Source organism: Caballeronia zhejiangensis (assembly GCF_022879815.1).
Taxonomy (GTDB): domain Bacteria; phylum Pseudomonadota; class Gammaproteobacteria; order Burkholderiales; family Burkholderiaceae; genus Caballeronia; species Caballeronia zhejiangensis.
In genome coordinates this window covers 1,026,323-1,046,357 of record NZ_CP084284.1, presented here as the reverse complement: position 1 = coordinate 1,046,357, position 20,035 = coordinate 1,026,323, and the positions used below count along the sequence as shown (strand labels likewise).

Below are 20,035 nucleotides of genomic sequence, written 5' to 3'. Positions count from 1 at the left end.
CACGTTTGGCGGCAAACACTGTATGCGTGTACAGTACTGATCGCTATGGCGGCCACGCACTTCCGAACACTCGTGCGACCTCGTCGAACACTTCGAGGATGCCGCCTAACTCATTGAACCGGTTGAAAAATTGGCATCGAATAACGCAATCCGCATTCGCGGCGCACGTCAGCACAACCTCAAGAATCTCGATCTCGACCTGCACACCGGCGAGATGACGGTCGTGACCGGCCCGTCCGGTTCCGGCAAGTCGAGCCTCGTGTTCGACACGCTCTACGCGGAAGGCCAGCGGCGCTACGTCGAAACCTTCAGCGCGTATGCGCGCCAGTTTCTCGACCGGATGGACCGTCCGCAGGTCGATCGCGTGGACGGCGTGCCGCCCGCGATCGCCATCGACCAGACGAATCCGGTGCGCAGTTCGCGTTCGACCGTCGGCACGATGACCGAACTGAACGATCATCTGAAGCTCTTCTACGCGCGCGCCGCCGAACTTTTCGACAAGAAGACGTCGCATCGCGTGCGTCACGACACGCCCGAGACGATCTACGCCGAACTGCTCGAACGCACGCGGGCCGATGATCCGCGTCTCGCGATCACGTTTCCGGTCGAATTGCCCGACACCGCGAGCGACGAGGAGGTCGAGCAGTGGCTCTCCGCGAGCGGCTATACGCGCGTGCAGGCGAAACGCCACGTCGAAACCGCAAGCGGCAAACGGCAGATGCTCGATGTCGTCGCGGATCGTTTTCGCTTGCAGAACATCGAGCGTTCGCGTGCGCTGGAGGCGATCGAAAGCGCGTTGCTGCGCGGCACGGGCCGCGTCGACGTCTATGTGCTGAAAGACGAAGGCGAGCCGGAGATCTGGCGTTTTTCCACCGGCCTGCACAGCCCGGAAAGCGATCTGCGCTACGCCGATCCGCAGCCGGCGCTGTTCTCGTTCAACTCCGCGTATGGCGCTTGCGAGACGTGCCGCGGCTTCGGACGCGTGATCGGCGTCGATTACGGTCTCGTCATCCCCGATGAAAAGAAGACGCTGCGCGAAGGCGCGATCAAGACATTGCAGACGCCCGCGTGGAAAGAGAACCAGGACGATCTCGTGCGCTACGGCGCGAAGGCGGGCATTCGCCTCGGCGTGCCGTGGAAGGATCTCACGCAGCAGGAGCGTGACTGGGTCATCAAGGGCTCTCCGGACTGGACGGGCAAGTGGCAGAACCAGTGGTACGGCGTGCAGCGCTTCTTCGATTATCTGGAGTCGAAGGCGTACAAGATGCACATCCGCGTGCTGCTGTCGAAATATCGCAGCTATACGACGTGTCCGGTGTGCGCCGGCGCGCGTCTGAAAACCGAATCGCTGCTGTGGCGTCTCGGCACGAAGGAACAGGCCGACGCAGTGCTTGCGCCGCAAGATCGCTTCATGCCGGAAGGCGTCGACTGGACGCGCGCGCAACTCGAAGCGCTGCCGGGCCTCACGGTGCACGATCTGATGCTGATGCCGATCGAGCGCATCCGCCGCTTCTTCGATTCGCTGACGCTGCCGTCGACCTTGCTCGACGAAGCGCTCAAGCTCTTGCACGCCGAGGTCCGCACGCGTCTGAAATATCTCTGCGATGTCGGTCTCGGTTATCTGACGCTCGATCGCCAGTCGCGCACGCTGTCCGGCGGCGAAGTGCAGCGCATCAATCTGACGACCGCGCTTGGCACGTCGCTCGTGAACACGCTGTTCGTGCTCGATGAACCGAGCATCGGTTTGCATCCGCGCGATCTGAACCGCATCGTCGAAGCGATGCATCGTCTGCGCGACGCGGGCAATACGCTCGTCGTCGTCGAGCACGATCCGTCGGTGATGCTCGCGGCCGATCGTCTCATCGACATGGGACCGGGTCCGGGCGAGCGCGGCGGGCAGATCGTCTATGACGGCGCACCCGACGACATTCAAGTCACCGACACACTCACCGGCGCGTATCTCGGCGGCCGCAAGCATGTCGCGCATGCGTCGAACTGGAATCGCCGCGTCGTCGATGCGAACACGCCGCGCCTCACGCTCGAAGGCGCGAGCGATCACAACCTGCGCGACGTGACGGTCGACATTCCGCTGCAACGTCTCGTGTGCGTGACGGGCGTATCGGGCTCGGGCAAATCGACGCTGATCCAGGACGTGCTCGCGCCCGCGCTGATGCGTCACTTCGGCAAGGCGACGGAAGCGCCCGGCGCGTATCGCGACCTGAAGGGCGCGGAGCATTTGAGCGATGTCGTGTTCGTCGATCAGTCGCCGATCGGCCGCACGGCGCGCTCGAATCCGGCGAGCTATGTCGGCGCGTTCGACGAAATTCGCAAGCTCTATGCGAAGGCGCCGCTCGCGTTGCAGCGCGGCTATAGCGCGAGCATGTTCAGCTTCAACTCGGGCGATGGACGCTGCCCGACGTGCGGCGGCTCGGGCTTCGAGCACGTCGAGATGCAGTTCCTGAGCGATGTCTACTTGCGTTGCCCCGATTGCGACGGACGCCGTTATCGCGCGGAAATCCTCGAAGTGAAGATCGAGCGCGGCGATCGTCAGTTGAGCGTCGCCGATGTGCTCGAGCTGACGGTGAGCGAAGCCGTCGCGCTGTTCGCCGGCGACAAGGAAGTGCTGCGCGTGCTGCAGCCGATCGTCGATGTCGGTCTCGAATACGTGAAGCTCGGCCAGCCCGTGCCGACGCTTTCGGGCGGCGAGGCGCAGCGTCTGAAGCTCGCGGGCTTTCTCGCGGAAACGTCGCAGACCAGCAAGAGCGAAAGCCGTCTCTTCATGTTCGACGAGCCGACGACGGGCCTGCATTTCGACGACATCGCGAAGCTGATGCAGGCACTGCGGCGCCTGCTCGAACGCGGTCATTCGCTGATCGTCATCGAACACAATCTCGATGTGATTCGCGCGGCCGACTGGATCATCGATCTCGGTCCGGAAGGCGGCGATGGCGGCGGGCAGCTCGTATGCGTCGGCACGCCGGACGATGTTTCGGCATGCGAACAATCGCATACGGGCCGCGCGCTGGTCGAATACGAAGAAGCGATGGCGCCCGGCGCGGCTCAAAAGCGCGCGGGCGTGCCGCTGCAACTCGCGGCGGAAGTCGCGAGCGCGCGACGTGCGTTGCAGGGCGAGAACGTGGTGCGGATCGTCAACGCGCGCGAGCACAATCTGAAGTCGCTCGATGTCGATATTCCGCATAACAAGTTCAACGTCGTGACGGGCGTGTCCGGTTCGGGCAAGTCGACGCTCGCGTTCGATATCCTTTTCCACGAAGGTCAGCGCCGTTACCTCGAATCGCTGAACGCATATGCGCGCTCCATCGTGCAGCCGGCGGGCCGTCCGGAAGTCGATGCCGTCTATGGCATTCCGCCGACCGTCGCGATCGAGCAGCGCCTGTCGCGCGGCGGACGCAAATCGACGGTCGCGACGACATCCGAAGTCTGGCACTTCCTGCGCTTGCTGTACGTGAAGCTCGGCATTCAGCATTGCATTCACGATGGCACGCCGGTCCAGTCGCAAAGTTCCGAATCGATCGCCGCGCAGATCATGCGCGATTTCAAGGGGCAGCATGTCGGACTGCTCGCGCCGCTCGTCGTCAATCGCAAGGGCGTCTATACCGATCTCGCGAAATGGGCGAAGGCGCGCGGCAATACGCATCTGCGTGTGGATGGCGAATTTCTGCCCGTGAGTCCGTGGCCGAAGCTCGATCGCTTCCGTGAACATACGATCGAATTGCCGGTTGCGGATCTAGTCGTGTCGGCGGACAACGAAGCGGAACTGCGGCGTTTGCTCGACGACACGCTCGAAATCGGCAAGGGCGTCATGCATCTTTGCGCGCCGCTCGATGAACTGCATGGGTCGTGGCACGACGGCGCGCGTCGCGGCAAGGAAGAAACGCGCGTGTTCTCGACGAAGCGCGCGTGCCCCGTTTGCGGCACGAGTTATCCGGAGCTCGATCCGCGCATGTTCTCGTACAACAGCAAACACGGCTGGTGCAACACATGCGTCGGGACGGGCGTGAAGCTCACGCGCGAACAGCGCGCCGCGTTCGACGACACGCTCTTCGCGCAGGACGATCGCGGACGCGAGCAGAGCATCGGCTCGGTCGATCAGGAACCGGACGATATCGTGGATCAGCCCTGCCCGGAATGCGAAGGCACGCGTCTGAACGATGTTGCGCGCGCCGTCACGTTCGGCAATTATCCGATCACGGAAGTCGGACGATGGACCGTCAGCGATACGCGCGAGTGGATTGCATCGCTCAAGCTCAAGGGCCGCGATGCGGATATCGCGCGTGACGTGGTCAGTGAAATCGAAGGGCGCTTGCAATTCCTCGAAGAAGTCGGGCTCGGCTATTTGAGCCTCGATCGCGCCGCGCCGACGCTTTCCGGCGGCGAAGCGCAGCGCATCCGTCTCGCGGCGCAACTCGGCAGTAATCTGCAAGGCGTGTGTTACGTGCTCGATGAACCGACCATCGGTTTGCATCCGCGCGACAACCTGATCCTGCTCTCCGCGCTCAAGAAGCTGAACGACAAGGGCAATACGCTCGTCGTCGTCGAGCATGACGAAGACACGATTCGCCGCGCGGATCACATCATCGATATCGGGCCGGGCGCGGGCAAGCGCGGCGGTACGGTCGTCGCGCAGGGCAACGTGACGGATCTCGCGGCGCACAAGGCGTCGCTCACGGGCCAGTTCCTCGCGAATCCGATCGTGCATCCGTTGCAGCCGCGCCGCGAAGTGCGCGCGGCGACCGCGAAGCGCGCCGCCGTGCCGGAGCAATGGCTGACGGTCGAAGGTGCGACGCTGCACAACTTGCGCAACGTGACGGCGACGATGCCGCTGAATCGGCTCGTCGCGATTACGGGCGTGTCGGGTTCGGGCAAATCGACGCTCGCGCGCGACGTGCTGATGACGAACCTGCTCGATGCCGTCGGCCGTTCGGTGTTGTCGTCGCCTGCGGTGCGGCGCGCGCGCAAGGCCGCGCAAGCGGACAAGCCCGCTGCCGGGTCGCGCGCCAGCGTGCTCGCGCGCGAAGCGCCGCGTCCGACGTTCGATGTCGCGCATGCGTGGCAGGGCTGCGCGGGCGTAACCGGTTTCGAGGCTATCGATCGCGTGCTCGAAGTCGATCAGACGCCGATCGGCAAGACGCCGCGTTCATGCCCGGCCACCTACATCGGCATGTGGGACACGATCCGCAAGCTCTTCGCCGATACGCTCGAGGCCCGCGCGCGCGGCTACACGCCGTCGCGTTTCTCGTTCAACACGGGCGATGGCCGTTGCCCGGCATGCGAAGGCCAGGGCGTGCGGACCATCGCGATGAGCTTCCTGCCCGATGTCAAAGTGCCGTGCGACGTGTGCCACGGCCAGCGCTTCAATCCGGAAACGCTCGCGGTGACATGGCGCGGCAAAAACATCGGCGAAGTGCTGACGATGGAGATCGACGAAGCCGTCGAGTTCTTCGCGTCGATGCAGAGCATCGCGCATCCGCTGCAATTGCTGCGCGATGTCGGCCTCGGCTATCTGACGCTCGGCCAGCCGTCGCCGACGCTGTCGGGCGGCGAGGCGCAGCGCATCAAGCTCGTCACCGAACTGTCGAAAGTGCGCGACGACGTCACGCGGCGCGGCCAGAAGCCGCCGCACACGCTTTATGTGCTCGATGAGCCGACCGTCGGCCTGCACATGGCGGACGTCGCGAAGCTGATACGCGTGCTGCATCGTCTGGTGGATGGCGGGCATAGCGTGATCGTCATCGAACACGATCTCGATGTGATCGCCGAAGCCGACTGGGTGCTCGATCTCGGCCCGGAAGGCGGCGTGAATGGCGGCACGATCGTCGCGGCGGCGGACCCGGACACGCTCGCGACGCATCCGCGCAGTCATACCGGCGCTGCGCTGCGGCCGGTTTTGGCGCGGACACGGGAGACCGAAAATGCTGCGTGATCTCGATACGCTGATCGCGTCGATGGAGCCCGAACTGCAGCCGGGCGCGTACGTGTTCGCGTCGCTGCCGCACGATGCGGTGGCGAGCGGCGCGGGCATCGTCGCGACGTTCCGCGAGCGCGAGGGATTGACGGTCGTGATGGAAGAAAGCGCGGCGCAGGCGGCCGGCGTCGCGCCGCTCTTTCGCGCGGCCTGGATCACGCTGACCGTTCATTCGGATCTGAACGCGGTCGGCTTGACGGCGGCGTTCGCGCGTGCGCTCGGCGAGGCGAACATCAGTTGCAATGTGATTGCGGCGGCGTATCACGATCACATCTTCGTTCCGGTCGAAGAGGGCGAACGCGCCGTCGAAGTCCTTCGGGATGTGCAACGCGCTGCTGGTAAGCTTTCGGCCTCATCAAAACCATGAAACCGACATAGATGGAAACGCAGGACAAAGCCGTCGCGCTGAGAAGAATGAAATGCTTCGCCGCCGGGCTGCTCGTCGCGGCCGGCGCCTTGTTCGCGCTCGCGAAAAGCCAGCACGATGCGGGCGCGTGGGCGTGGGTGTCGTCGTTCGCGGAAGCCGCGATGGTCGGCGCGCTCGCCGACTGGTTCGCGGTGGTCGCGCTGTTTCGGCATCCGCTTGGCGTGCCGATTCCGCACACCGCGATCCTGCCCGCGAACAAGGCGCGCGTCGCGGACAACCTGGCCGTGTTCGTTCGCGACCGTTTTCTCGGCACCGATGCGCTCGTCGCGCGCGTGAATGCGTTCGATCCGGCGAGCCGTCTGTCGATGTGGCTGGCCGAGCCTGCCAATGCCGAGTTGCTCGGCAAGAAGGCCGTGGGCGCGGTCGGGCAACTGCTGTCTTTCGTCGATGACGAGCGCGTGAAGTCGATGCTCTACGAGACGCTGCGCCGTCGCGCGGAGTCGTTCGATCTGGCGAGCGCGACGGGAAGCGTGCTGTCGACGCTGATATCGGACCGGCGTCATCAGTTGCTGCTCGATGAGGGCCTGAAGCAACTGGCCGGGTGGCTCGACAAGCCCGAAGTGCAGGAGATGCTCGCGACGCGCATCGTCGCGGTGGCGGGCGAGGAGTATCCGAAGCTCGTCGGTATGCTGGGATTCGTCGGACTGAATGCTGAAGACCTTGGCAACAAGTTTGCGGCCGGTCTCGTGCGCGGCGCGAATCAATGGCTGCACGATGTAAGCAGCGATCCCGAGCACGAGCGTCGCAAGGCTTTCGATGCGGCCGTGGAGCGGTTTGTCGAGCGGTTGAAGACGGATCCGGCGTTCAAGGCGCGCATCGACGAGCACAAGCGTGAGTGGCTGGAGCGGCCCGAGTTGCGGACATACGTGAACGGGCTGTGGGACGAGTTCATCGCGTGGCTCGATGCGGATATCAAGCGGCCGGATTCGGCGCTGCATGCGAAGGTCGTCGCGATGGCGGGCGGTTTTGCCGAGGCGCTCGGCAGCGATCCGGCATTGCGCGAGTCGATTAACGAGCATATGCGCGATGCTTTGAAGGCGCTTGCGCCGGAGTTGCGCGATGGCATCGCGAAGCATATTGCCGCCACCGTCAAGCAGTGGGACGATGCGACGCTCGTCAGGGATGTTGAGCTTAATATTGGGCGGGATTTGCAGTTCATTCGCGTGAATGGGACGCTTGTGGGAGGCGCCGTCGGGATTTTGATTCACGCTGTGAGTGCGGTTCTTGGTTGATTTTGTTTCTTCGCTGGATCCCGTGATTGGGTCGGGTCGGGGTTTCGCCGGATCCCGTTTTCGCGTCGGTCTATTAGCGTTGCCCCTGTGCGGGGCGGCACTTACTTTCTTTGCTGCTGCAAAGAAAGTAAGCAAAGAAAGCAGCTTCCGATACGCCCGCGGTCACACGCAATTTGGGTAGTCCTCTCGTCGATCGTGGGCTGCCTAAAGAGTGCCCTCATAGGCCCCATCGGGCTTGGCTCGCGCACGGTCTGAACCATCGCACCACACACCAAACTGGTTCAGCACCAAATAGCTCCAGCCCGCTTCGCGGCCGACCGGTCAATCGGGGATGCATGTGCTTCGCTACTAACGTCTTCATCTCGCCGCCTTCGCCGTACGTCGGTTTCCCTCGCATATCGGGCGGCAGCGCGTAGCGCTGTGCCGGATGTATGATTGCTGGACCCGCGCGTTGTAACTACTAGCTAGTCAGACCGTGCGCGAGCCAAGCCCGGTGATTGTGATGAGGGCACTCTTTAGGCAGCCCACGATGGACGAGAGGACTACCCAAATTGCGTGTGACCGCGGGCGTATCGGAAGCTGCTTTCTTTGGTTACTTTCTTTGCAGCAGCAAAGAAAGTGACTGCCGCCCCGCACAGGGGCAGTGCTAATAGACCGACACGAAACCGGGATCCGGCGAAACCCCGAACCGACACGAAACCGGGATCCGGCGAAACCCCGAACCGACACGAAAGCGGGATCCGGCGAAACCCCGAGCCGCCACGAAACCGGGATCCGGCGAAACCCCGAGCCGCCACGAAAGCGGGATCCGGCGAAACCCCGAGCCGCCACGAAACCGGGATCCGGCGAAACCCCGAGCCGCCACGAACACGCAATCCAGCAAAAAAAACAAAACCATGACACGCATCGAACGCACCGATGAATCGCCGATCGACGCTGCGCGTCTGGAAGACGAATGGCTCGAACCCGATGCTTACGGCGGTTTCGCCTCCGGCACGGTCGGCACGATGCGCACACGTCGCTACCAAGCGCTGCTGCTGACGGCGACTCAACCGCCCGCCGGCCGTGTCGTGCTCATCAACGGCATGGAAGCATGGCTCGAAACGGGCAACGCGCGTATCCCTCTGACGATGCAGCGCTACGCCCCCGACATCCTCTATCCCGACACGACCGCAAGCCTCCTTTCATTCGATACAGATCCGTGGCCCACATGGCGCTACCGCATCGGTAACGACGACGCAACGATCATCGTCGCAGAAGCGTTCGTTGCAAAGGAAGCCCGCCAAACCGTCCTGCGCTGGCGTCTCGAGGGCGCATCGAAAGCGGCCAAGTTGGAAGTCCGCCCGCTGCTCTCAGGCCGCGACTACCACGCGCTGCACCACGAAAACGCGGCATTTTCCTTCGATGCCACACTGGAAGGCGAGCGCGTGCAATGGCAGCCGTATGGCGATTTGCCGACGATTTGCGTCACGTCGAACGGCGCTTACGATCACGCCCCCGACTGGTATCGCAACTTCTGCTACGTGCGCGAACGCGAGCGCGGACTCGATTTCACCGAAAACCTCGCGACGCCCGGCATCTTCAGCTTCGATCTCGCGCGCGGCGAAGCCGTGATGATCCTCCACGCGCACGCGGGCCACGACAAGCCGTTCGAAGACAGCGCGCTCGCGCACGCATCGCATCTCGCCTCGCGGGAAAAAGAACGGCGCGCGGCGTTCGGCTCGCGGCTCGCGCGCAGCGCCGATGCGTACGTCGTCACGCGCAATGTCGGCAAAACGATCATCGCGGGCTTTCCGTGGTTCACCGACTGGGGCCGCGACACCTTCATCTCGATGCGCGGCCTCCTGCTCGCGTCCGGCCGGCATCAGGAAGCGGAATCGATCCTGCTCGAATGGGCCGATACGATTTCCGAAGGCATGGTGCCGAACCGCTTTCCGGACAGCGGCGGCCTGCCCGAATACAACTCCGTCGATGCCTCGCTGTGGTTCGTCGTCGCCGCGCACGATTATCTGGCGACGGGGCACGCGCACGCGGCGACGACGAGCCGCCTGCAAAGCGCCGTCGATGCGATTCTCGACGGCTATTCGCGCGGCACGCGCTTTCGTATCGCCGCCGATGTGGACGGTCTGCTGCGCGCGGGCGTGCCCGGCGTCCAGCTCACATGGATGGACGCGAAGGCAGGCGACTGGGTCGTGACGCCGCGTATCGGCAAGCCGGTAGAGGTGCAGGCGCTGTGGATCAACGCGCTCACGATCGCGAGCGAGTGGAATCCGCGCTGGCAGGCGTTGCGCGATCGGGCGCAGTTGTCGTTCGCCGCGCGTTTCGTCGATCCGGACACGCATACGCTCTTCGATGTCGTCGACGTCGATCACGAACCCGGTCGCGTCGATCGATCGATTCGCCCGAATCAGATCTTCGCGGTCGGCGGCTTGCCGTTTCCGCTCGTCGATGGCGATATCGCGCGCGCGGTCGTCGATCAGGTCGAAACGCAACTTCTCACGCCGCCCGGTTTGCGCACGCTCGCGCCGTCCGATCCGGCCTACAGGGCGAACTACGCGGGCGGCGTGCTGGATCGCGATGGCGCGTATCACCAGGGCACCGTCTGGCCGTGGCTGATCGGCCCGTTCGTCGAGGCGTGGGTGCGCGTGCACGGCGCGGCGGGCGCGCGCGAGCGTTTTCTGACGCCGCTCTACGCGCATCTCGATCGCTACGGTCTCGATCACGTCAGCGAAGTCGCCGATGCCGATGCGCCGCACACGCCCGGCGGGACGCCGTTTCAGGCGTGGTCGCTCGCGGAGCTCCTGCGCATCGAAAAGCTGCTCGGCGCAACCTAGCGCGGCGCGCGCGGGCCGGCGTCAAAACGCGCTAAATTACGAGACTTGCCCGTCGTTCAGCACGCCGCCATCGAGGAGTCGCCCATGTCGAAATCGCGCCCCGTCAACCAGCTCGAAACCGTCGAGGGCCTGAGGCTCCATTCGAAGGACTGCCCACGCTGGCAGCGCTGGGGACCGTATCTGAGCGAACGCCAATGGGGCACCGTGCGCGAGGACTACAGCGAATTCGGCACCGCGTGGGAATACTTTCCGCACGATCATGCGCGCAGCCGCGCGTATCGCTGGGGCGAGGACGGTATCGCCGGTTTCGGCGACGACAAACTCAACTGGTGCATCTCGCTCGCGCTCTGGAACGGCTGCGATCCGATCATCAAGGAGCGGCTCTTCGGTCTGACGAACCAGGAAGGCAATCACGGCGAGGACGTGAAGGAACTGTACTTCTACATCGACGGCACGCCGACGCATTCCTACATGCGCATGCTCTACAAGTATCCGCATGCGGCGTATCCGTATGCCGATCTCGTCGATGAAAACGCGCGGCGCGGCGCCGACATGCCCGAATACGAAGTGCTCGACACGGGCGTGTTCGACGACGCGCGTTACTTCGATGTGCAGGTCGAATACGCGAAGCACACGCCGGACGACATCGTGATGCGCGTGACGATCGAGAATCGCAGCGACGTGCGGGCCGCGCTCGACGTGCTGCCGCAAATCTGGGCGCGCAATACCTGGTCGTGGAAGCCGACGCCGATCAAGCCCTCGCTGAAGGTGGAAACGGTGCAGGGCGAAGGCACCTACGTGCTCGCCGAACAGGGCGCGCACGAACCGATGGTCGTCACCGCGTGGTCGCCGGACGCGAGCGCGATGGAATGGCTCTTCTGCGAGAACGAGACCAACGTCAGGCGTCTCTTCCACATGGAAGGCACGGGACCGTTCAAGGACGGCTTCAACGATTACATCCTGCAAGGCGACGAAGACGCGATTCGCCGCGACAAGGGCACGCGCGCGGCCGCGCACGCGCATCTCGAACTGGAGCCGCTCGGCAAGGCGGTCGTGTATCTGCGCTGGCGGCCCGAGTCCGCGCCGGACGCCGTGCCGCTCGACGTCGATGGTCTCTTCGCGCGACGCATCGCGGAAGCCGACGAGTTTTACGGCGCGCTGCAGCACGATATCGCCGATGCCGATCAGCGGCTCGTGCAACGCCAGGCACTCGCCGGCATGCTGTGGTCGAAGCAGTACTATCAGTTCGATGTGACGCGCTGGCTCGACGGCGATCCGCTTCAGCCGAAGCCGCCGAAGCAGCGGCGCACCGGACGCGATTCGGACTGGCGGCATCTGTGCAACGCGGACATCGTGTCGATGCCGGACAAGTGGGAATATCCGTGGTACGCGTCGTGGGATCTCGCGTTTCATGCGGCGGCGTTCGCGCTCATCGATCCGGAGTTCGCGAAACGTCAGTTGCTATTGCTAGTGAAGGACCGCTATCAGCATCCGAACGGTCAATTGCCCGCGTACGAATGGGCTTTCGGCGATGCCAATCCGCCCGTGCACGCGTGGGCGACGTGGCGCGTCTACGAGATCGACCGCGCGATCACCGGCAAGGGCGATCGCGATTTTCTGGAACTCGTGTTCCACAAGCTGCTGCTCAACTTCTCATGGTGGGTGAATCGCAAGGATGCCGACGGCAAGAACATTTTCCAGGGCGGCTTTCTCGGCCTGGACAACGTGGGCATCTTCGATCGCTCGTCGCCGCTGCCGACGGGCGGCCACATCGATCAGGCCGACGGCACCGCATGGATGGCCGCGTACGCGCTCGATCTGATGCGTATCGCGCTCGAGCTCGCATACGCGAACAAGGTGTTCGTCGATATCGCCGTGAAGTTCTTCGAGCACTTCCTGTATATCGCGGAAGCGGTGAGCTGCGAGGACGATTGCGACACCGGTCTCTGGGACAGCGAGGACGAGTTCTTCTACGACAAGCTGCGCCTGCCCGACGGAACCAATGTGCCGATGCGCGTGCGGTCCATCGTCGGGCTGATTCCGCTTTTCGCCGTGCATGTGCTGGAGCCGAAGGTGTATCGCTCGCTGCCGGAATTGCGCGAACGGCTGCACTGGTTTCTCGAACATCGAACGGATCTTTCGAGGCTCGTGTCGCGCTGGAACGTGGCGGGTCAGGGCAACAGCGTGCTGCTGTCGCTGTTGCGCGGGCATCGCATGAAGGCGCTGCTCAGGCGCATGCTCGACGAAACCGAATTCCTTTCCGATCACGGCGTGCGCGCGCTGTCACGCGTGCATCTCGATAACCCGTTCGTCTTCTATCACAACAGCGAAAGCTTCGGCATCCAGTATCTTCCGGCGGAATCCGACTCGCGCGTGTTCGGCGGCAATTCGAACTGGCGCGGTCCGGTGTGGATGCCGGTCAACTATCTGCTGATCGAATCGATCCACGAGTTTCATCGCTATTACGGCGATGATTTTCGCGTCGAATATCCGACGGGCTCGGGACAGAAGTTTTCGCTCGCGCAAATCGCCGACGAACTCGCGCGCCGCGTGACCACGCTCTTTCTGCTCGACAAGAACGGCGAGCGTCCGGTGATGGCTGCCTATCCGCTGCTACAGGCCGATCCGCGTTCGCGTGATCTCGTGCTCTTTCACGAGTATTTTCATGGCGACAACGGGCGCGGCGTGGGCGCGTCGCATCAGACGGGCTGGAGCGGGCTCGTCGCGCTGTTGCTGCATCCGCATGCGACGGGGCCGTCCGGCGTCGTGCCGCTCGCCGGCGAAGCCGATGCCGATGTTCAGGAGTTCGCAGGAGCGAAATGAGGCGTGAATCGCGGTGGCATCGCGTTTTGCGGGGTTCGGCGAAAGTCAAGCGCCACAGGTCGAAAGCGTTGTTAGGAATTGTCTGGTATTACTCATCGCTCCAACTGCGTAAGTTTGTGGAAACACAAATTGATAACAGTCTGGAGGACAAAATGGCGCAGTCCATTAGCGCATATTCTCTCAGCGGCTACCAAATGGGCTTGGGCGCTGGCGGCCGCGCTCATATCGAACACGAACATTGCCCGCCGTTCGCCATCGTCATGCTGGTGTTCGCCGCCGCAATGCTCGGCGGCGTCTGGTTCAGCGGCGAATTCAACAGCTTCGCCGCCGGGTTGATCGCGTGGGCCGGCATCCTCGCCATGCTGGGCGCATGCGCCGATCGCTGGTTCAGCGGCGCCGCCGCGCTCGAACGCCGTATCCGTCAGCGCGAGAGAGCGCGATGCCGCGTGCTTGGCGGCATCGCGTCGCGCAGCGGTTTCAGGCAGCAATGGCCTGACTGGACGACGTCAGCAGCACGGGAATGGACTTCGACGTCGGCGTACCGGCGCCATCCGCAACCGATGACAGCGGCACGAGCGGGTTGGTCTCCGGATAATACGCACCGAGACAGCCACGCGGAATGTCGTATTCGACGAGCTTGAAACCGTCTACGCGACGCTCGATGCCGTCGTCCCACACGCTCGTGATATCCACCAGTTCGCCCGGCTCGAACCCGAGCATGTCGATGTCCTCGCGGTTCGCGAACAGCACGCGCCGCTGTCCGTACACGCCGCGGTAGCGATCGTCGAGACCGTAGATCGTCGTGTTGTACTGATCGTGCGAACGCGTCGTCATCAGCGTCATGAGACGGTCGCCGTACAGCGCACGGGCGCGGTGGATCGGCGTATCGACCGCGATCCTGTGCACGATGAACTGCGCCTTGCCGCTCGGCGTCTTCCAGACGCGATCGCGCGAGGCCACGCCGAGATGAAAACCGCCCGGCTGCTTCAGGCGTTCGTTGTAGCGCTCGAAACCGTCGAGCACTTTTTCGATGCCATCGCGGATCAGCGCGTAGTCGCCCTCATGTGCGCGCCAGTCGACCTTGGCCGAGCCGAGCGTCGCGTGCGCCATGCGTGCGACGATCGCGACTTCGGAAAGCAGATTCGCCGAGGCCGGCTTGTTCATGCCGTAAGAAATGTGCACCATGCTCATCGAATCCTCGACGGACACGCCTTGCGGCACGCCGTTCTGAACATCGATCTCGGTGCGGCCGAGCGTCGGCAGAATGAGCGCGTCGCGGCCGTGTACGAGATGGCTGCGGTTGAGCTTTGTCGTGATGTGCACCGTGAGATCGCACGAGCGCATCGCTTCCCAGGTGCGCGGCGTGTCGGGCGTCGCGATCGAAAAATTTCCGCCCAGGCCGATAAACACCTTCACCTTGCCTTCGAGCATCGCGTGAATCGTTTCGACGACGTCGTAGCCATGCTCGCGCGGGGGCTCGAAATCGTAGGCCGCGCCGAGCCGGTCGAGAAACGCCTGCGTCGGTTTTTCCTCGATGCCGACCGTGCGGTCGCCCTGCACGTTCGAATGGCCGCGCACCGGACATAAGCCCGCGCCGCGCCGTCCGATATTCCCGCGCATCATCATCAGGTTCGAAAGCAGTTGAATGGTCGGCACGGAGTTCTTGTGCTGCGTGAGGCCCATGCCCCACGTCGAGATGACGGCGCGGCCTTTCGCGTAGATGTCGGCGAGATTCAGCAGATCGTCCATCTCCACGCCCGATTCCGCGATGATCGCGTCCCAGCTTTCGGCGCGCAGGTCGTCGGCGAAGGCGTCGAAGCCGACCGTGTGCTCCGCGATGAAATCGACGTCGAGCACGCGCTCGCCACCGTTCGCGCGCGCGGCGTCGTCGAGTTCGATCACGCGCTTCGCCACGCCTTTGATCAGCGCGAAGTCGCCGCCGACTTTCGGGCGGATGAACACCGAACTGATCTTCACGCCCTTCGGCGAGAGCATGTCGAGCGTGTGCTGCGGGCTCGCGAAACGTTCGAGGCCGCGCTCCTTCAGCGGATTGATCGACACGATGGTCGCGCCGCGTTTCGCGCACTCGCGCAACTCGCCGAGCATGCGCGGATGGTTCGTCGCCGGATTCTGGCCGAAGAGTAGCAGCGTGTCGGCGTGTTCGAAGTCGTCGAGCGTGACGGTGCCCTTGCCGATGCCGACGGTATGCGGCAAGCCGCGGCTCGTCGCTTCGTGGCACATGTTCGAGCAATCGGGGAAATTGTTCGTGCCGTACATCCGCACAAACAATTGATACAGAAAAGCGGCTTCGTTGCTCGCACGGCCGGACGTGTAGAACGCGGCGCGATCGGGATCGTCGAGTTTTTTCAGATGCGAGGCGATGAGTTCGAACGCATCGTCCCAGTCGATCGGCACATAGCGGTCGCGCTTTGCGTCGTAGACGAGCGGATCGGTCAGCCTGCCGTGCTGCTCCAGTTCGTAATCGCTCTGCGTCATCAGCGACGAAACCGTGTGCTCCTCGAAGAACGCGGGCGTCACGCGCTTGCTCGTCGCTTCGGCGGCGACGGCCTTGACGCCGTTCTCGCAGAATTCGAAGGTCGAGCCGTGCTCGCGGTCGGGCCACGCGCAGCCGGGGCAATCGAAGCCGTCCGGCTGATTCTGCTTGAAGAGCGTCTTGTAGTTGCCACCCGCCACCTTCTCCTTGACGAGATTGATGGCGACCTGCTTCAGCGCGCCCCAGCCGGCGGCGGGATGCGTATAGGGTTCGATGCGTTCTTCGGGCTTCTTGAACATGGCTTGGCGGATGATGCTTTTTGGCTTGCGATGTCCGAAGCGTACTGTGATCCGAATCGCGCGCGGCGCACAGAAAATGCGAAATAGAAGGAGTACAGTTGCGTCGATTTGCCCTAGACTTGACGCATTCCCGCTTCAGAACGAAATCCAGTTGAAACTCTACGAAAAGCTCGCCGATGAAATCGAGGAAGCCGTGCGGCGCGGCGTGTTCACGCCCGGCGAGAAGATTGCGTCGGTGCGGCAGGCGAGCCAGCAGCACGGCGTGAGCATCAAGACGGTGCTGCATGCGTACGCGATCCTGGAAAGCCGCGGGATTCTGGAGACGCGTCCGCAGTCCGGCTATTTCGTGCGCGCAAAACCGCAGGCGGGCGCGGCGCACAGTCAGCCGACGCGCGTGATCGCGACGGCATCGGAAGTCGATGTGAGCCGGCTCGTGCTTTCGACGTTGCGCAGCATCCGCGCTCACGACGCCGTGCCGTTCGGCTCGCCGTATCCCGATCCCGAGCCGTTTCCGTGGCGGCGCATCAACCAGTACGCGAACGCGATCGCGCGGCGGCAGGCGAGTTGGAATCTCATCGACGATCTGCCGCCCGGCAATCCCGAGCTGATTCGCCAGATCGCGCGGCGTTATGCCGAAAACGGCGTGCCGGTCGATCCGGAGGAGATCGTCATCACGGTCGGTGCGACTGAGGCGATCAACCTGAGCCTGCAGGCCGTCGCGCAGCCCGGCGACACGGTGGCCGTCGAATCGCCGACTTACTACGCGATGCTGCACGCGATCGAGCGTCTCGGGATGCGCGCGATCGAAGTGCCGACGCATCCGGCGGAAGGCATCGACATCGACGCTCTGGCGCGGATCATCGGACGAAGAAAGATCGCCGCGTGCATGGTGATGCCGAACTTCCAGAATCCGCTCGGCTTCCAGATGCCGGACGAGCACAAGCGCCGGCTCGTCGAATTGCTGTCCGCGCACGATATTCCGGTCATCGAAAACGATGTCTATCACGAGCTTTATTACGGCGATGCGCGCCCGTCGACGCTCAAGAACTTCGATACAAAAGGGCTCGTGCTGCATTGCGCGTCGTTTTCGAAGAGTCTGACGGCGTCGTACCGGATCGGCTGGGCGATGCCGGGACGGTATCGGGCGCAGGTCGAGAAGCTCAAGTTTCTGAACACGTTGACGACGCCATCGGTGCCGCAGGTCGCGATCGCGGATTATCTGCGGCAGGACGGCTACGACCGGCATCTGCGGCGCGTGCGCAAGCTGTATCGGCAGCAGTCGCGCATCATGAGCGCGATGGTCGAGCGCTTCTTTCCGGCGGGCACGCGCACATCGGCGCCGCAGGGCGGCTATGTGCTATGGGTGGAATTGCCGGAGCGCGTCGATTCGATGCGGCTCTATCGCGCCGCGCTCGACAGCGGCATCACGGTCGGACCGGGCTACATGTTCTCCACGCGCAACGCCTTCAGCCATTTCATCCGGCTGAACTACAGTTATCCGTGGACCGCGCAGAGCGAGGCCGCGTTGCGGCGGCTCGGCGAACTCGCGGGCAGGGAGATAACTTTGGGGATTCGCGCATGAACGATGACATCGATCCGGCGCTCGTCGCCGTGCTGACACAGCTTTGGCGCGCACAGACGGAAACGCCGGAACGCGCGTGGTCGCTCGCGAAATTGGCGAAGCAGTCCGGTTTGCCGATGAGCGCGTTGCGTCGGCAATTGACCGGGCTCGAGGAAGCGGGATTCGTCGAGGTCCGGATGAACGAGGATGGGACGGGCAGCGCGGGGTTGAGCGAGCAAGGCGTGACTTTGTGTCAGTCGATTTTCAGCGCAGGTGAATAAATGGGCTATGGTGATATACCATATGTATATCGTATAGCGAGGTATCTATGGGAAGGATCTTGATCGATTTGCCCGACGAACAGATAGACGAACTCGCCGCGATCGGCGAAGAGCAGCAGCGCCCGCGAGCCGCGGTCATTCGGGACGCGATCAGCGCGTACGTCGCGAGCAACAAGCGCCGTTCTGCCGTCGATGTGTTCGGCTTATGGCAAGAGCGAAAGATCGATGGATTGCAGTATCAGCGGGAGCTGCGCGAAGAATGGTAAGAGCGCTTTTCGACACGAACATCCTGATCGATTACCTGTTGGGAATCGATGCGGCACGCAAGGAGATCGAGCGTTACGAAGAGCGGTCGATCAGCATCATCACGCTCATGGAAGTTCTAGAGGGCGCCAAACCCGACAGTGAAGCGTCGCTGCGCGCCTGGCTGTCCACCTTCGATCTCGTGCCGCTCGATTCGGCCGTCGCGAACCTCGCAATCGGAATTCGCAGGAAATCGCGCATCAAGTTGCCGGATGCGATCGTGTGGGCGTCGGCGCAATCGGTGAATGCGCTGCTCGTTTCGCGCAACTCGAAGGACTTCCCGCCCGACGATCCGGGCGTGCGGATGCCCTATCAACTGTAGCCGCGTCGGTCGCCAGCACCCTTGGACATCCACATCACCCTGCACGGCCGCCGCGACCTGACCGGCCAGATCTACGGCCAGCTACGCGCGGGCATCATCGAAGGGCGGCTCGCCGCGAACGCGCGCCTGCCGTCCACGCGCGATCTCGCCGCGCAGCTCGGCGTCTCGCGCAAGACCACGCTCGATGTCTTCGAGCGGCTGATCGCGGAAGGCTTCTTGCGCACGCGCGCCGGCGACGGCACGTTCGTCGCTGAAGGGCTCACGCGCCTGCCGACCGCGCGCACCGAACCCGTATCGGCCCGCGCTCGCGCCACCGGCATCTGGCGCAAGATGCCCGAGCGCATGACGATGCCGATGCCGCCCGCCGACGAAACGCTCGACTGCGATTTCAAGGGCGGCGTAACCGACAAATCGCTCTTTCCCTACGACGCCTGGCGACGCTGCCTGAATCAGGCACTGCGCACGCAGACGCGCGCGGGCGGCGGCGTCGCGGGTTATCGCGATCCGGGCGGCGAGCAGGCGTTGCGGCTCGGCATCGCGCGTTATCTCGCGTTCAGCCGCGCGGTCGTCTGCAACTGGCAGGACGTGATCGTCACGCAGGGCGCGCAACAGGCGCTCGATCTGCTCGCGCGCGTGACGATCCAGCCGGGCGATGTCGTCGCGGTCGAAGAGCCGGGTTATCCGCCGGCGCGGGCGCTCTTCGCGGCGCTCGGCGCGCGCATCGCGCATGTGCCGGTCGATGGCGAGGGCATCGTCGTGAGAAAGCTGCCGCGCAACACGCGGCTCGTCTACGTGACGCCGTCGCATCAGTTTCCGCTCGGCATGCCGATGAGCCTCGAGCGGCGCGTCGAGTTGCTCGAATGGGCGGGCAAGCGCGGCGCGGTGATCGTCGAGGACGACTACGACGGCGAATTCCGCTTCGAAGGGCGGCCGGTGGAATCGCTGAAGAGTCTCGATCGCGCGGGACTCGTCGCGTATGTCGGCACGTTTTCGAAGACGCTCTTTCCCGATCTGCGGCTCGGCTACGTCGTGCCGCCCGCGACACTCTCCGAACCGCTCTGGAACGCAAAGCAGATTTGCGACTGGCACAGCTGCATGCTGACGCAAACCGCGCTCGGCGCGTTCATGCTCGATGGCGAATACGCGAAGCATCTGCGCCGCATGCACAAGGCGTACGCGGAACGCCGCGCGCTGTTGATCGAACGTCTGCAAGGCGAGCTCGCGCCTTGGTTCGAGCCGCTGCCCGCGACGGCGGGCATCCATCTCGTCGCGCGGCTCGCCGGTTCGGTGCGGGAAGACGAGGTCGTCGCGGCGGCGCGCGCCGTATCGGTCGGGCTGTACGGCATACGCGCGTTCTACGCGGGCGAGCCGGCGCAGCAAGGCGTGCTGCTCGGCTACGGCGGGACGAACGTCACGGCGATCGAGCGCGGCGCGACGCGCCTCGCCGCGCTCATGCCGACGCTCGTCCGCTAG

The 20,035-nt window shown here is 63.8% G+C and carries 12 protein-coding genes; 10 read left to right on the top strand and 2 right to left on the bottom strand.

The genetic code is table 11. From position 1 onward, the window contains the following. Positions 1-130 precede the first annotated feature (130 nt). The 5 genes from uvrA to LDZ23_RS19345 all read left to right on the top strand — a co-directional run bounded on the left by uvrA (position 131) and on the right by LDZ23_RS19345 (position 13,302). Positions 131-5,944: an excinuclease ABC subunit UvrA gene (uvrA, locus tag LDZ23_RS19365; RefSeq protein ID WP_034473102.1), complete on the top strand. Its 5,814-nt coding sequence runs from the start codon at positions 131-133 to the stop codon at positions 5,942-5,944. Beyond that, positions 5,934-6,353 (top strand): ACT domain-containing protein, encoded by a 420-nt coding sequence (locus LDZ23_RS19360; protein ID WP_008352946.1) that lies wholly within the window; start codon positions 5,934-5,936, stop codon positions 6,351-6,353. The genes uvrA and LDZ23_RS19360 overlap by 11 nt, the downstream gene beginning before the upstream one ends. Positions 6,354-6,364: 11 nt before the next feature. Continuing rightward, complete coding sequence (locus tag LDZ23_RS19355; RefSeq protein ID WP_008352947.1) at positions 6,365-7,645, top strand: DUF445 domain-containing protein; 1,281 nt, start codon at positions 6,365-6,367, stop codon at positions 7,643-7,645. Between the two features lie 896 nt (positions 7,646-8,541). Further along, on the top strand, positions 8,542-10,479 hold the full coding sequence (locus tag LDZ23_RS19350; protein WP_008352949.1) for a glycogen debranching enzyme GlgX: 1,938 nt from the start codon (positions 8,542-8,544) through the stop codon (positions 10,477-10,479). An 84-nt stretch (positions 10,480-10,563) separates the two neighbouring features. Further along, positions 10,564-13,302 carry an MGH1-like glycoside hydrolase domain-containing protein gene (locus tag LDZ23_RS19345; protein WP_008352950.1) on the top strand — a complete coding sequence of 913 codons (2,739 nt, stop codon included), beginning with the start codon at positions 10,564-10,566 and terminating at the stop codon, positions 13,300-13,302. A 92-nt stretch (positions 13,303-13,394) separates the two neighbouring features. Here the strand turns inward: LDZ23_RS19345 and LDZ23_RS19340 are convergent, their stop codons facing one another. Then, complete coding sequence (locus LDZ23_RS19340) at positions 13,395-13,790, bottom strand: hypothetical protein (protein WP_152563208.1); 396 nt, start codon at positions 13,788-13,790, stop codon at positions 13,395-13,397. Next, positions 13,780-16,095: an FdhF/YdeP family oxidoreductase gene (locus tag LDZ23_RS19335; RefSeq protein WP_008352951.1), complete on the bottom strand. Its 2,316-nt coding sequence runs from the start codon at positions 16,093-16,095 to the stop codon at positions 13,780-13,782. The genes LDZ23_RS19340 and LDZ23_RS19335 overlap by 11 nt, the downstream gene beginning before the upstream one ends. Positions 16,096-16,246: 151 nt before the next feature. On the opposite strand from LDZ23_RS19335, the gene LDZ23_RS19330 reads away from it, so the two are divergent. Genes LDZ23_RS19330 through pdxR form a run of 5 tightly spaced genes read left to right on the top strand, consistent with a single transcriptional unit; the run spans position 16,247 to position 20,035 of the window. After that, the gene (locus tag LDZ23_RS19330; protein ID WP_244808154.1) at positions 16,247-17,677 is read left to right on the top strand and encodes an aminotransferase-like domain-containing protein; all 1,431 of its coding nucleotides are present in this window, start codon (positions 16,247-16,249) and stop codon (positions 17,675-17,677) included. Next, positions 17,674-17,937: a helix-turn-helix domain-containing protein gene (locus LDZ23_RS19325; protein WP_008352953.1), complete on the top strand. Its 264-nt coding sequence runs from the start codon at positions 17,674-17,676 to the stop codon at positions 17,935-17,937. The genes LDZ23_RS19330 and LDZ23_RS19325 overlap by 4 nt, the downstream gene beginning before the upstream one ends. Before the next feature lie 47 nt (positions 17,938-17,984). Continuing rightward, positions 17,985-18,203 carry a ribbon-helix-helix domain-containing protein gene (locus LDZ23_RS19320; protein WP_008352954.1) on the top strand — a complete coding sequence of 73 codons (219 nt, stop codon included), beginning with the start codon at positions 17,985-17,987 and terminating at the stop codon, positions 18,201-18,203. Further along, complete coding sequence (locus LDZ23_RS19315) at positions 18,197-18,562, top strand: type II toxin-antitoxin system VapC family toxin (protein WP_008352955.1); 366 nt, start codon at positions 18,197-18,199, stop codon at positions 18,560-18,562. The genes LDZ23_RS19320 and LDZ23_RS19315 overlap by 7 nt, the downstream gene beginning before the upstream one ends. Before the next feature lie 21 nt (positions 18,563-18,583). Further along, positions 18,584-20,035 carry a MocR-like pyridoxine biosynthesis transcription factor PdxR gene (gene pdxR, locus LDZ23_RS19310; protein WP_008352956.1) on the top strand — a complete coding sequence of 484 codons (1,452 nt, stop codon included), beginning with the start codon at positions 18,584-18,586 and terminating at the stop codon, positions 20,033-20,035.

Bases quoted from the DNA above. Each gene is read 5' to 3' on its own strand.
- LDZ23_RS19360 (WP_008352946.1), top strand. From the start codon at position 5,934: ATGCTGCGTGATCTCGATACGCTGATCGCGTCGATGGAGCCCGAACTG.
- LDZ23_RS19355 (WP_008352947.1), top strand. From the start codon at position 6,365: ATGGAAACGCAGGACAAAGCCGTCGCGCTGAGAAGAATGAAATGCTTC.
- LDZ23_RS19350 (WP_008352949.1), top strand. From the start codon at position 8,542: ATGACACGCATCGAACGCACCGATGAATCGCCGATCGACGCTGCGCGT.
- LDZ23_RS19345 (WP_008352950.1), top strand. From the start codon at position 10,564: ATGTCGAAATCGCGCCCCGTCAACCAGCTCGAAACCGTCGAGGGCCTG.
- LDZ23_RS19335 (WP_008352951.1), bottom strand. From the start codon at position 16,095: ATGTTCAAGAAGCCCGAAGAACGCATCGAACCCTATACGCATCCCGCC.
- LDZ23_RS19325 (WP_008352953.1), top strand. From the start codon at position 17,674: ATGAACGATGACATCGATCCGGCGCTCGTCGCCGTGCTGACACAGCTT.
- LDZ23_RS19320 (WP_008352954.1), top strand. From the start codon at position 17,985: ATGGGAAGGATCTTGATCGATTTGCCCGACGAACAGATAGACGAACTC.
- LDZ23_RS19315 (WP_008352955.1), top strand. From the start codon at position 18,197: ATGGTAAGAGCGCTTTTCGACACGAACATCCTGATCGATTACCTGTTG.